Here is a 13,639-nt window from a genome sequence, read left to right on the forward strand (position 1 = left end):
CAGTGGCCTGAGTGCTTGCCGCGCCCGTCTCTGGACGCTCTCGGACTGGTGCTGGACTCGCTACGCCAGCCGACAGGGCCGTCCGTGCGACTGGATCGGGACTAGGGGAGCTCCGGCGGAGCCGACTGCACCAGCGATTCTCGCGAGATCTGCTTGCAAGGCGCTCGGCTCGGGATACCTGTCCTGGGGTTGCGAAGCGAGCATCGTCGCCAGAACGTGAGAGAGCTCTCGTGGCACAGTTCGATTGACGTCGTGCGCCAGGCGAACGATCGGTTTCACGTCGGTCTGCGGTGCCTGGTGCCCGTCATGATGGACGAATGGCTCGGCACCGGTCGCGAGTTGATAGCCGAGAAGACCTAGGGCGAACTGGTCCGCTTGCCAGTCGCCTAGCTGAGTCGCGCTGCCATGCGCTGGCTGAGCTGGGACGGTGCCCTGCGTGCCGTCCGATGCAGCTAGACCGAGGTCGACGATGACTAGGCCTCCCGACGGCGTGATCATCACGTTGTCTGCGGCGAGGTTGCGGTGTGTTGTTCCGGCATCCCACAACGCGGCCGCACCGGAGGTGGCTTCCCGCAACAAGCGAATAGCTGTCGGCGAGTCGAAAACAGTTCCCTCGGCCAGCAACTGGGCTAGCGATGAACCGTCGACGAAATCCATGGCAAGCCACCGATAGTCACCACTGCCGTGCCGCTGCGTCCCGGTGTCGCGGTACTTGACGACATTGGGATCGTTGATCCGAAGAAGCGCGGCGAACTCTGATGCACTGCGTCCCGCGTCATGCTGCGGCTCGTCGTTCACCTTCAGTGCATAGACGACGTTGTCGCTGCCTTCAGGCGTTTCGATGCTGAACGTGCCGACGCCGGCCTCGCACAGGTGGCGCACCTCCGCGCCGACGGGAGCGATCAGTCGCGCGACGTCCTCGAGAGTCTGTTGGTCGGCGGTCACGGTTCCTCCTTCTGTCTTGCGCCAATCGATGGCCAGGGCCAGCAGTGGGACTGCGTGCTCGGGCTCGTTGTTGCTCCCGCGGACGAACAGACGTGCTCGCGGCTTCATTCCCAGAACGGCATGACCGCGGGAGTCGGCGCGGCGAGCAGCGCGAGTGGGTCACCAGCCCCGACGAACAGTTCGCGTGCTCCTTGACGCCTCCTGTCCCTAGCTGCTTGAGCCCAGGCCTACCAGCGCCGGCAACATCGATGGCGCGTCTTGTACCCCGGACGTCCCTGCTCTGAAACGGGCCGCCACGAGCTCAACGAAGTCAACGACAGCGGGTGCGTGATCACCGACGCGGGTGGCTAGGTGCCACGTACGCCAATTGCCGTGGGCCCCGATCCGAACGGCGGCGACCCGCGCATTCGGCCCTTCCGTGTAGGGAGCGGCCACCCATTGCGGAAGCACCGAGATGCCTTCGCCGGCGGCCACCATCTCGATGACGAGGTCTGTTACCAGGGGTACGGTGCTCACTCGGCCCGGCCGAGAGCTAGCCGGCAGCGGGAGGGGCTGTGCTGGGGATCGGCTTTGGTCGTAGATGTCGTACAAGACCAAGTGGACGTCGGTGAAGTCACGGGCTGTCACGTGGGAGCGTCTGGTCCAGGGATGGTTGAGAGCGACAACGGCGACCATTTGGTCGCGAAACAGCGGGACGACGTGCAGTCGCTCCATGAGTCGATCAGGCTTCGTGACAAGCGCCACGTCCACGCGATCATCGAGCAGTGCTGCCAAAGGCTCGTCGCCTGCCACCTGTTCGATGCGCACCTCCGTGCCTGGGTGTTCTCTCTGGAGAGCGGAGATCACCGGCGGCAGCCATTGGTAGGTCGTGCTGCACTGCGCCGTGAATCGGACCCGCTGGTCGCGTCCGGCGCGGATCTCGCGGATGTCGCGCTCGGCCGATCTGAGCTCGGCGAGAACGGTCCTGGCGGAAGACAGCATCCTCACCCCGGCCGGGGTCACTAGAAGCTTGCGGCCTTCACGTTGGAACAGCGGGCCGCCTAGCCGGTCCTCTAGTCGCGCGAGCCGCTGACTCAACGCTGGTTGGCTCACGTAGAGACGGTCGGCAGCGGCGGTGAGGGTTCCTACCTCGGCAAGCGTGTCGAGCAGCTCCAGGTCCCGGAGTTCCACATACATAACTTCACCTTATCGAAGTGCGTCAATTCGTTCTTGCGGCTATGGAATCGAGGGAAGGGTCAGGGCCGTTTGTACGAGCACAAGACATCACCGACAGAAGGAGAAACACATGTCCAACACCGCCATCGTCACCGGTGCCTCCAGTGGCATCGGACTCGAGGTTGCCCGGCGGCTGCTCAAGGACGGTGCCAACGTCGTCCTCGGCGGACGCGATACCGGCAAGTTGGCAGCCGCGGTCTCGGAGCTCGGCGCCCCCGATCGGACTCTGGCTGTCGCTGGGGACATTGCTGACCCGGTCACCGCGAAGCGTCTGGTCGCCGGTGCGGTGACGACCTTCGGAAGCGTGGACGTCCTCGTCAACAATGCCGGGATCTTCGGCGCCAGCGCGTTCGTCGATGTCAGTGCCGAGGAACTGGAGCGCTTCATCGCTGTGAACCTGCGCGGCACATGGCAGGTCACGCAAGAGGTTGTGCGCCGCCTGCTCGACCAGGGCACCGGCGGCAGCATTGTGAGCATCGGCACCGTTCTGACCCAGCATGCGGTCACCGGCTTCCAAGCCGCCGCCCCCTTGGTCACCAAGGGTGGCGTGCAGGCGCTGACGTTGGCTCTTGCAGCGGAGCTCGCCGACGACCGCATCCGCGTCAACATGGTCGCTCCTGGGGTGGTGCGCACGCCTCTCCACCCCGCGGACGGGGTCGACGGGCTGGCGGGCCTTGCTCTGCTCAACCGCGTCGGTGAGAGCGAGGAGGTCGCGAGCGCAGTGGCCTGGCTCGCCGAGGCGGAGTTCGTCACGGGCCATGTTCTCAATGTCGACGGCGGCTTCGTGACGGGTAGGCGTTGACATGCCCATCGTGAACGTGCAGATCACGCGCGAGGGCAACACGCCTGAGCAGAAGGAACAGGTCATCGCCGGAGTCACGCAGGTCCTGGCCGACGTTCTCGGCAAGGACCCAGACACCACGTTCGTGGTGATTGACGAGGTGGATCTTGAGGATTGGGGCATCGGAGGGCTGCCAGTCGACGTGTGGCGTGCCAACAGGCCTCGTCCAGCCGGATCTCGGCGCTCGTAGGACGCCTGCTTAGCAGGCGGATCGCGGTTGCCCCGCGCCGACAGGGCGCAGGGCGCAGGGCACCGTCAACGACACCGTTATCCCCACACGGCCTTCGCAGCCCACTGGGAGGCATGCGGCCCGGGGCGACCTCGTCGCCGAGCGCCCAGCGCCACCTGCCTGTTGCCCGCCCTCGGGGATCTACGCCGTTTCCACAATCAAGGTGTGCACTGTGGTCCGTTCTCAGGTCCGGTGGACGATGCTGGGAAGTGGACGTGGCGGAGGTACATCGGGTTACGGGGCTGGGTGTGGTCGCTACTGCGGTAGCGCGTCGCGGAGCTGGCGGCGGGAGGTCACTCCCAGCTCCGCGAAGATCTTTCCGAGGTGCCACTCGACGGTTCTAGGACTGATGAAGAGCTCCGTGCCGATCTCGGGGTTGGTGAGGCCGTCTGCCGCGAGACGTGCGATGCGCGACTCTTGAACGGTGAGTCCACGAGGACCCTCGTCGGACCTGCGACGCGGAGTCTCGCCGGTAGCTCCGAGCTCTCGGCGGGCCCGTTCAGCAAAGCCCATGAAGCCGTTGTCCGCGAACATGGCATGGGCCGCGCGTAGCTGCTCTCGTGCGTCGATCCGCCTGCCCTGCCTGCGCAACCATTCGCCGTAGACAAGGCGGGCACGAGCGCTCTCAACGCGGATCACTGTGCGGTCGAGCCGCTCGATCGCCTCGCGGTAGAAACCTTCCGCATCGGTGTCGGGGCTCAGCATCGCCCGGCAGCGCGCCTCGATGCCGCGGCCCCAGTCGGTCGCCGTCGCCTGAGTGAGCGAGGCTAGCTCCGCCAGCGCCTCAGCTGCGAGTTCTGACATGTTGGTGCGGGAGGCAGCCTCGATGAGCTCGGCCATGGCCCAGCATCTCACTCCGAGCTCTCCAGGCGAATCCGTCGCTCTCTCGGCGGCGACGACGGCGTCAAAGTAGTGGCCTCGGCCGTTCGCCTCCACCGACTCGGCCCAGTTGAGGACAGTCGTAGCGATGCCTGCGCCGCCGCTTGCCAAGCGGTGCAGCTCAGCCTTCGCGATGGCATCTGGTGAGATTTGAGCGCCCGCCCACGCGGCGAGAGCGACGGCTCCGGCCGGTGAGGGCCCGAACTGGGCCATCTCGATCACGGTCTTGGTCTCATCGACCAGCACCGCGGCGCTCGCCAGGTCTCCTTTGAGAATGCTGACGAGAACGGCGCAGGTAAGGGCGGGCGGGAGCTCGCCGACTGTGCCGGTCTCGCGGGCAGATTGAAGGTGACGAGCGGCCAGAACGTCCCACGCATGGTCGTCCCATACGTTCATCGCGGCGGCCGACGCCAACGGAAGACTCCTGAGGTGCTGGTTCTCGTACGCGGTGTCCGCGCACAACTCATCCAGCGCCTCGATCAGTACCGGCGCGGCCTTGCTCGGGCCGTCCACGTAGAGGTCGGCGCAGCCGTCCAGCACGCGATCGCTGAGGTTGGGCTGAGCCGAGCTAGGGCCGCTGCGAACTGCGGTAGCAATCGTGGTTGGGTTGACGTCTGCTGCCAGCCGTCCTACGAAGAAGGCGGCGACGAAGGCATCCGCATAGGTGTGCCGGGCCCCGTCGGGGTCGAATGGCGCCAGTTGTTGAGCGGCGTTCAGGAGAAGCCGTGGGCCTTGGCATCCTCGGCGAGCTGCGAATGTTGCTTGAGCGCGCACGACCTCGACCTGGGCCCGTTGAGCCGACTCCAACGGCCACGCCTCGACCATGGCAAGCAAGCCCAAGGCAGCTTCCGAAGCGCCGGCTCGGTGACGAGCTTGAGCTGCGATCAGTCCCAGCCGACCAGCCCGCTGCGGGTCTCCAGCAAGCTCCGCGGCACGTTCGAGAAAGGCCGCAGCGGCCGCCACTCCACCTCGCGTGCGAGCCCTGTCGGCGGAGCGCTCGAGCTCGGTGGCGACTTCGTCGTGCGGGCTGGTCACGGCGTGAGCGCGGTGCCATGCCCTGAGGTCCGGATCCAGATCGGCATCGGTGGCGTCGCTGAGGGCATGATGGGCCTCGCGGAACTCTTCGCGACTGGCAGTGCGGCACACGGCGACCCGAACGAGCGGGTGGCAGAATCTCACCTGAGGGCCGATTTCGATCAAACCCGCGGCTCGTGCAGCAACTGCTGCTTCGGATCCGATGCCGAGCCCTCTTGCGGCGCGCCAGAGCATGGTGACGTCGCCAGCGGGCTCGAGGGCGGCTACAAGAAGCAGCCGTCTGGTCTCGGGAGCCAACAGACCGAGGCGCCGCTGGAAGTCTTGCTCGAGCCGTGTGGGCAGGGCGCTGACTCCACTAGTGCCGAAACCAAATGAAAGACCCGCGCCCCCGGATTGGTGAGGGAGCCCGAGCAGTGCCCTCGGATTGCCCCGGGCCTCCCCGATGATCCGGCTACGGACCTTCGCGTCGACCGGACCACGCAGGATCGAGTCCAGCAGCAACTCAGATTCTTCGTGATCCAAGCCGTGCACAACTAGCTCGTCCAGACCCGTGAGCGCAGGTTGATCGTCTTCATCGTGGGTCACGAGGACCAATCCGATCGCCTGATCCTTCAGTCGGCGTGCCACGAAGCCCAGGGTCCGAGCAGAAGCCTGATCGAGCTTGTCCGCGTTGTCCACCAGACACACGAGTGGCTGTTCACCAGCGGCCTCGGCCAACATGCTCATGACGCCGATGGCGACGAGGAACCGATCCGGAGTCGTGCCGACGGCAACGCCGAACGCCACTGCGAGGGCCTCGGACTGTGGTTCGGGAATGCGCTCCAGATGTTCCAGCATCGGAGCGCACAAGCGATGGAGCCCAGCGAACGCCAGTTCCATCTCGGACTCGATCCCGGCGATCCGCAGAACTCGGCAGCCGCCTGCATTCCCCGCGACGTAGTCCAGCAGGGCACTCTTGCCGATGCCCGCCTCCCCGCGCAGGGCAAGCACCTTGCTCTCGCCCCCGCGGACGCTGCTGACCAGTCCGTCCAGGACGGCACACTCGCGGTGACGTCCCACCAGACCGGTGCCGGATCCGCTCAGCGCAGGAGACACGTCGGGACCCGGACCGGGAGCCAGGTCGTTGAACACTCCAAGAACGGTGACGGGGTTGATCGAACGGACATCACGTCGGTCGGGAGCCACGATCGCGGTGCTGGCGCTGGTGCCGTAGGCGGATGATGCCGCCAGTGGCGGTACGTCGGCTACGGCGAGAGGAATGTCACGCATGGGATGGGTCCGTTCTCCAGAAATGACGATCTACGCGCGAAGCGCCTGGCGGTGCGGGATTTCGAACGACGCACCTCACGAGGGCGCACGCGGTTCTCGGTTGACGGCGGACCGTGGTCACCAGGCGGGCGTCGCTAGGGGGTTGCCAGTCCGCCGACCATTCCTGCTGTCGGGGCCTGGGTTGACTTCACGTGTGTGACGCTACGAGGCGCACCGATAGTCGGCTAGCGTCAGTTGACGCTATGGGTGATCATTCACGCGCCCCGTGCGCGAGCTGGGCACAGATGCTCCGCGCTCGAGTCACCGTTGCGCGATGACATTGCCCAATTCTGCTCGCGAAACTACGCCGAGCTTGGGAAAGATGCGGTGCAGGTGTGAGCTGACTGTGCGATGAGACAGGAACAGACGTTGTCCGATCTCCTTGTTCGTCAGCCCGCCAGCCGCAAGCTGAGCGATGTGCAGCTCGTGGGCGGTGAGCTGGTCGCGGGCGTCGGGACCTCGATTCGGGCTGGTCTCGCCGGCCGCGCGCAGCTCTTGGCGGGCTCGATCGCTCCAGGGGACAAGGCGTAGGGCGTCGAAAGCTTCTCGGGCAGTACGAAGGTGCGCTCGTGACTCAGCTGGTTGGCGCCGGCGGCGTAGCCATTCGCCGTACGCGAGCTGTGCGCGAGCTCTGGCGAAGGGGTTCGTCGTCGAGCTCGCACTCAGCGCGACCTCGAACAGCCCACCGGCCTCGTCATCTGAAGCGACGAGAGCGCGAGCTAGATGTAGGCCCGTGTGCAGCGCGGGCGACGCGGTCGTTTGTGCGATTTCCTCGAGATCCTCTAGGAGGGCGCGACAACCGGGAGCATCTCCTTGTCTGACCGCTGACTCGACGAGTTCCGATACCGCGTAGCAGCGCAGCGCTACCTGATAGCAGTGGTCCGTTGGATCGTGCATCCGCCGAAGGTGGTCATAGGCGTCGGCATAGCGCCCCTGTCCCATGGCAGCCAAGCCTCGAGCGAGCTGGACCGTCGCGAGCACTGGTCGCGCGCCCACTGTCAGACTTCGCCGCTCCGCCTCCGCTGCAAGATTTTTGCAGCGGTCGTAGTCGCCACGCAACGCGGCGATCTCGGCCTCGGTTGCAAGGACAAGCGCGTAGAGAAACGGTTGGTTCGTCTCCTGCGCGAGGCGGTCGGCCTCCTCGGCCGCCGGAATGGCGACGTCCAGGTCTCCAAGCCTGGCGCTGCTCCACGCTTGTGCGGCCAATGCGCGTGCCAACAGACTCAGCCGCCCGTCGTGACGCAGGCCGGCCAGGGCTGCAGCTGAGAGCCGCGCAGCTAGGTCGAACGCTCCGACCAGAACCGCCGCAGATCCGATGAGACGTTCTTGCTGGGAGTCGTAGGTAGCCCGGGGAGTGAGGTCCTGCAAACCTTTGAGCACCCGCGTTCCTCGTTCGATCGGGGCGGCATAAGCCAGGATCGCCAGTAGCCGAGGGTCGTCATCATCGACGGGCAGGCTCTCCGCGACGCCGACAATCACTCGCCGCGCTTCTTCGCCGGGCTCGGACCAGAAGCAGCGCAGCGCCGCGCTCCACAGAATGCGTAGCGCGAGGTCCACGCCACTCTCTGTTGCCACCGACCTCGCGAGGTTCGCCAGCTCGACGGCCCGCGCTGGTTCTTCACGCATTCCGTCATCGGACGTGCTCAGAATCCATCCCTGCATGGCTCGTTGGTTGCGTGATAAGGCGTCCGTCGGTACCTGTTCCAGCAGGCGCAGCACAAGTTCGGTCCGGCCTGTCTCGCTCGAGAGGTCAGCGGCCCGCAGAAGGCGTTCCGCGCGCTGCCCGGGGCTCGGGCTGAGTTGCGCTGCGCGCTCGAGCGCCAGTACGGCCGAGACCACTCCGCCCCGCTCTCGGGCATGCTCTGCAGAGACCTCAAGTTCGACAGCTAGCGCTTCGTCCGGACCAGTCGCGGTTGCGGCGCGATGTCGCAGCGCTCGGTAGGGCATCTCCGAGAGTAAGGTCGACCAAGCCACATGAGTCGCCCGACGCTCGTCGGGCGTCGCCAACTGCAGGATGGCGGAACGCATGAGCGGGTGGCGGAACGCCACTCGCCTGGGACTTTTTTGTACCAGGCCCGCCCTAATAGCGGGCTCCATGTCCGACTCGGTCAGATCGGCGTTCTGCACGATCTGAGCCGCCGCCAACGACTCGCCCAGTGATGCATCGTCTTCCAACGCTGCAGCCAACAGGATCGAGCGTGTGGCGGGCGGCAGCCCAACTGCTCTGGCTCCGAAGGCTCGCTCGAGTCGAGCCGTCAACGGAATGGCGCTTTCAGCACCAGCAAGCGCCTCTGCCGACGGCACGCTGCGCGGGAGCTCGGTGAGCGCCAGAGGATTGCCCGCGGCCTCGCGAAGGATCATGTCTCGGAGCGAGGCGGGCAGTTCGGGAGCCAGCGTGTTCAGAAGTCCCACAGCCTCGGTCCGGGGGAGGGGGTTCAACCTCAGCAGGGGAATCCTTCCGTCCTCCAGGGGCGACGACGACCCGTCTCGAATCGCTCCCATCAAGAGCACAGGTTCGTGCTCCAAGCGCCGAGCAACGAACGTCAGTACGTCAAGGCTGCCACTGTCCAACCAGTGCGCGTCGTCTACTGCGATCAAGACAGGGACTCGTTCGGCCATTTCCGTGACGAGGTCGAGAACGGCGAGTGCAACGACGTAAACATCCGGGGCGGGCAAGGCCGTCCACCCGAACGCCCGCTCGAGCACCTCGCGTTGCTGTGTTGAGAGGGAGGCGATCTCCGCACGCACAGAGTGGAGAAGCTGGTGCAGACCCGCATACGGAAGACTCTCTTCCGACTCCACGCCGTTGGCCGCGAGAATCCGCATGCCGGCTGACTCACCCAACGCAACAGATGCTGCCAAGACGGCAGACTTGCCGATGCCTGCTTCGCCACAGAGCACAAGTGCACCGCCCCGTTGCGAAACCCCAGCGATAAGACCGGCCACGTGCCCCATCTCCGCCTGGCGGCCAACGAGAGAGGTGGTCGTCATCCCCGGTCTCCGTGAAGGGCTATTTCACACGGACGTGACCCCGCCAGGCCGGGGCTCACACTGACTCCCACTGACGCACTTGCTCCACGGGAATCGCCACTGTGAGGAGTGCCGCCACAACGGCGGGAACTGCGAAACCATAGAAGGGGATGGCTGACGACCAGTCGTCGCGGAGCAGCGAGCCGCCGTAGAGGGGTCCGATGACACCGCCGAGTCGCCCGACGCTGAGCGTGGAACCCAGAGCAGTGCCTCGGTGCATCGTCGGGTAGGAGGCCGCAACATAGCCGTTGATCAGGAACTGGGCGTTGACGGCCCCGGCCCCAATTGCCGCGACGAGGACGTAGCCGATGACTGGTGGGGGCGCTCCCCCCACAAGGCAAAATGCTATTGCTGTCCCGGCAAACGATCCGATGATCACGTGACGCTTGCCGATGCGGTCCGCCAGCCATGACGAACTCAACGAACCAGCGATCACTCCTAAGCTCAACGTGAGCAGGAACGCAAGCGATGACCCGAGGTCATAGCCCGCGTTGTTCATCATCACCGGAAGCCACGTGAAGGCGCCGAACAACAGCAGCAGGCTCATGAACGTCGTACCCCAGAAGAGCAATGTCCGAGTGCGATAGTCCGAGCTCAGCAGCAGCCGCCAAGACGTCGACGTAGTGGCAGGCGTACCCGATCCGCGCGCCCGCAGATACTCCTCCGACTCAGGCACACCACGGTAAATGGCTGGCAGAAGGACCAGCGCCGGAGCGGCGCCGCAGAGGAAGAGGAATCTGAAGCTCGTCAGATCATGAGTGGCCAGGGCGATGACGGCGCCCAGGGCACCACCAAGGCCGACACCGCCAAAAACGGCTCCTTGGTACAAGTACTTACGACCGTCGGGGGCGAACTCGGATACAAGGGCAGCCGCCGTCGGCAGCATGAGTCCTGCACCTACGCCAACCACGAATCGACCCAGCCCGAAGGTGGTCGAGGTGGGGGCCAAGCCGCAGGCGAGCATGCCGCAGGCGATCACGCCGACGCTCGTCAAGAGCGCGGGGCGGCGCCCGCGACGGTCGGCGAGGTTTCCCGCCGCGAAGGCGCCTACGAGCATTCCCGCCAAGGTGATCGAGCCGAGCAGCGCGTAGTCCTCGCGAGTCAATCCCCAGACACCTGAGCGGAGCATGACAGGCACGGCGGCGCCGAAAACGAGGATGCCGTACCCGTTGAGCGCAAGCGCTGCCCACGACCACCCCAACGCTGCGCGCTGATGTGAGCGAGTCATTCCGGACCACCTCGACCTGGCCCTACCGCCCGAGTATCAGCAGTGCGTCGTTCCGGCTCACCCTAGCGCAAAAACAGTGGGCTGGAATCAGTGTCTGGCGCCCGCGAGCACTCACCGGGACGCTCGCTCAGGTCGGAACTGGAAACGTGTCGTGCAACGAGTAGAAGGCGGCCAGCTGGTGTGGACTCGGGTTCCATCGTCTCTCGATCAAGTCGGCGAGACCTTCGAAGAAGGTCTCCCGGGGGACCCCGGGGACAACCAGGATGAGGAGAGACACCGACGCGCCGAGAACGCTGCGGAACGCGTGCACACCTCCCAGGGGCACGTGCAGGAAGTCACCTGGCTCAGCGTCGAACCAACGCTTCCCGTCGTACAGCGAAGCCGCGCCCGAGAGGACGAAGAACGATTCGCTGAAGGTCCGATGGAAATGCGGGGCCGCACTCATCTCGTCCGCTCCGATGTCCCACCGAAAGGCTGCGAAACCGCCCTGCGTCGTCTCCCCGGTAGCCAAGAAGTGAGCCGCTGAATCTGAACTCACGATGTTCGGAGGCGTCGAGGCACGACGGAAGCTGGCGCTGACCTCTCCCGGGCCGACGTGAGGCGGCGGAGGGAGTGCCATGACTACATGCTGGCATACATTCACGCTGGTGGACCCGCCTCAGCCGCAAGGCGGGCGCCGACGGGTGGCTCCCCATGTGTAGTGAGGCGCTTGTACGTGTGGCCATGCGACGACTCGTCACTCATGCTCCCGCGGGAGCAGGCCGAGCAGTGGAGCGGAACCCGATCGTCGCGACATGTGTGGCTTCATGGTCCGAGGCTGCAGGGACAGGCCCGCTGTCACCCAGAAGCCTGGACAGGGGAAGATCGTCGACGTCCGATGAGTAGCGGGCGTCCACTGGCCGCGTCCACGGCGGTATCGGCAGTTCGGGCGGGTCTATGTGCGGTGTGACAGGGACGAAAGCGAGTGGGGCGCCCAGGGGAGCGTCGGGCAGGAGCTTCTCGCGCCCTGAATTGATGTACGGCATGACGGATCCTCCTGTCCTTGTTGCCGGTCCGCACCGGCCCGGTGTTCCCGCCTGAGAGCCCTCGTGATCGATCGGGTGTTCACACACTGCTTCGAATCCGTCGGTCTCGCGCCCGTCCGGTCCCTGGCGCGCACCCTGGACTGGCGTCACGGGACTCGCGGCCGCAAGGCCCAGCCACCCCTGGGTTGCGGTAAGGCCAGCACAAGAGTCCTCGGCGCGCTCCGTCACGTTGACCGGCGGGACAGCCGCCGGACACCGCTGGCACCGCATCGGAGCAAACGGTCCGACCCGAGCGGGAAAGTGGCAGCACGACGTGACTGCCCGGAGGCCCTCAGGGGGAGTCGCCAGTTCTTCGCGGCGACTCCCCCTAGGCCGTTCCGCGAAGGCTCAGGATTCACTTTCACTCTGAGATCGACGAGTGGCGTGGTGTCCAGCACTGGCGTCCAAGCGTCGCTTCCAACGTTGGACGTTTACGGTGCTCGGGTTCGGCATCCCAACGGTCGCCATCCATCGTCCTTGGCACGTTGCGAGCCCGGTGGACGCCTGCCTCACGCCGTCGCCCGGTGGCCGGACCCGGGGATTCCCGGGCGCGATGCGACGGCGGGGAGACGAGGGTTCCTGTGCATCACCAGATCACGCTGGTGCGCACTCCAAAGGAGATTCACATGAACCAGTCCTCGAAGACGAGGTACGAGGCACGGCGACTTCTCGCGGTTGCCGGTGCTGCAGCCACTGCCCTCGCCGGACTCGCAGTGCTTGCCAGCACGACCCTGTCAGCCAACAGCGCGACCTCGGCCCCGTCGGCTCACAAGAGGGTAGACGCCAACATCGGCGTGGTCTCCACGGCACCGAACCTGCCGGCCGGATTCAAGTCGGCCTTCAAGAGCCGGTTCGTACATGCGAACGGCATCCTCCAGCACGCCGTGATCGGCGGCGATGGTCCACCCCTTCTGCTCGTGCACGGTTGGCCGGAGAACTGGTACGCCTGGCGGCACGTGATGCCACAACTCGCGAAGGACTACACCGTCATCGCCGTTGATCAGCGCGGCATCGGTCGGACGGAGAAGGCCGAAGACGGATATGACGCGGGAACCCTTGCCGACGACATGGCCGCTCTGATGACCGAGCTCGGCCACGAGCGGTTCGCAGTGGTCGGACACGACACCGGCGCCGTGGTTTCCTACGCGCTGGCCTCCGACCACCGCGACCGGGTTGCCCGCCTCGCCTTTGCCGAGATTCCCGGCCCTCCCGGAGTCGGCAGTCTGGAGGCCCCCCCGGCGCCGCCGATGTTCGTGCCTGAGCCGCTCAACGACAAGCTCTGGCACATCCCGTTCAACCGGGTAGACGACGATCTGATTCTCGACATGGTCAGCAGCAACGCCGACGCCTATTACCGATACGAGTACGCGATCCAGGGCGGCAAGGCGACCTTGCCCGACTCGGCCATCGACTACTACATCAAGCTCTACACGCGCGACAGGAACGTCCTGCGGGCTAGCTTCGGGCTTTACCGGGCCTGGGACGAAACCCTGACCCAGAACCGTGTAGTGCGCCAGGCCACGAAGCTGACGATCCCGGTCGTCGGCATCGGGGGAGTTGACAGCTGGGGAGAACACGTCGGACACGGCATGGAGCTCACCGCCACCAACGTGACGACCGCGGTAGTTCCCGGCGGACACTGGGTCGCAGAGCAGGCTCCCACGCAGCTGCTCGAGGTCCTGTCGGAGTTCCTCGCCCCGTACCACACGGCGGCGGGGCGCCGCACGGACTGAGTCCATCTCCAACGTCACCCCATTGCTCTGCGGGGACCGATCTGGCATCCAGCCGTCGGTCCCCTCAGTGCGTCCTGGGAATCAGCGGCAGGCTGGCGCGAGCCCGCCGGGAGCCAGGCACTCAGCGTCGAG

The 13,639-nt window shown here is 65.8% G+C and carries 9 protein-coding genes; 3 read left to right on the top strand and 6 right to left on the bottom strand.

Annotation, left to right across the window (positions count from 1 at the left end; all coding sequences use genetic code 11):
* Positions 1 to 60: 60 nt before the first annotated feature.
* Entirely contained in the window at positions 61 to 945 is an 885-nt protein-coding gene (locus J3P44_RS19145; protein WP_255892062.1) for a serine/threonine protein kinase, read from the bottom strand.
* Between the two features lie 207 nt (positions 946 to 1,152).
* Entirely contained in the window at positions 1,153 to 2,121 is a 969-nt protein-coding gene (locus J3P44_RS19150; RefSeq protein WP_255892063.1) for a LysR family transcriptional regulator, read from the bottom strand.
* Between the two features lie 109 nt (positions 2,122 to 2,230).
* On the opposite strand from J3P44_RS19150, the gene J3P44_RS19155 reads away from it, so the two are divergent.
* Together J3P44_RS19155 and J3P44_RS19160 are read left to right on the top strand one after the other, a co-directional pair.
* Entirely contained in the window at positions 2,231 to 2,962 is a 732-nt protein-coding gene (locus J3P44_RS19155; protein ID WP_255892064.1) for an SDR family NAD(P)-dependent oxidoreductase, read from the top strand.
* A gap of 1 nt (position 2,963) precedes the next feature.
* A complete protein-coding gene (locus J3P44_RS19160) occupies positions 2,964 to 3,191 on the top strand; it encodes a tautomerase family protein (RefSeq protein ID WP_255892065.1) in 228 nt (75 codons plus the stop codon).
* A gap of 294 nt (positions 3,192 to 3,485) precedes the next feature.
* On the opposite strand, the gene J3P44_RS19165 is transcribed toward J3P44_RS19160, so the two are convergent.
* The 4 genes from J3P44_RS19165 to J3P44_RS19180 all read right to left on the bottom strand — a co-directional run bounded on the left by J3P44_RS19165 (position 3,486) and on the right by J3P44_RS19180 (position 11,329).
* Complete coding sequence (locus J3P44_RS19165) at positions 3,486 to 6,413, bottom strand: helix-turn-helix transcriptional regulator (RefSeq protein ID WP_255892066.1); 2,928 nt, start codon at positions 6,411 to 6,413, stop codon at positions 3,486 to 3,488.
* A 300-nt stretch (positions 6,414 to 6,713) separates the two neighbouring features.
* Positions 6,714 to 9,443: a helix-turn-helix transcriptional regulator gene (locus J3P44_RS19170; protein ID WP_255892067.1), complete on the bottom strand. Its 2,730-nt coding sequence runs from the start codon at positions 9,441 to 9,443 to the stop codon at positions 6,714 to 6,716.
* A 55-nt stretch (positions 9,444 to 9,498) separates the two neighbouring features.
* Complete coding sequence (locus J3P44_RS19175) at positions 9,499 to 10,710, bottom strand: MFS transporter (RefSeq protein WP_255892068.1); 1,212 nt, start codon at positions 10,708 to 10,710, stop codon at positions 9,499 to 9,501.
* Between the two features lie 127 nt (positions 10,711 to 10,837).
* Complete coding sequence (locus tag J3P44_RS19180) at positions 10,838 to 11,329, bottom strand: cupin domain-containing protein (RefSeq protein WP_255892069.1); 492 nt, start codon at positions 11,327 to 11,329, stop codon at positions 10,838 to 10,840.
* Between the two features lie 1,026 nt (positions 11,330 to 12,355).
* Between J3P44_RS19180 and J3P44_RS19185 the strand changes: the two genes are divergently transcribed.
* Entirely contained in the window at positions 12,356 to 13,507 is a 1,152-nt protein-coding gene (locus J3P44_RS19185; protein WP_255892070.1) for an alpha/beta fold hydrolase, read from the top strand.
* The last annotated feature ends 132 nt before the right edge of the window (positions 13,508 to 13,639 follow it).

Origin of the sequence: Nocardioides astragali, from assembly GCF_024436375.1 — a bacterium.
GTDB classification, from domain to species: domain Bacteria; phylum Actinomycetota; class Actinomycetes; order Propionibacteriales; family Nocardioidaceae; genus Nocardioides; species Nocardioides astragali.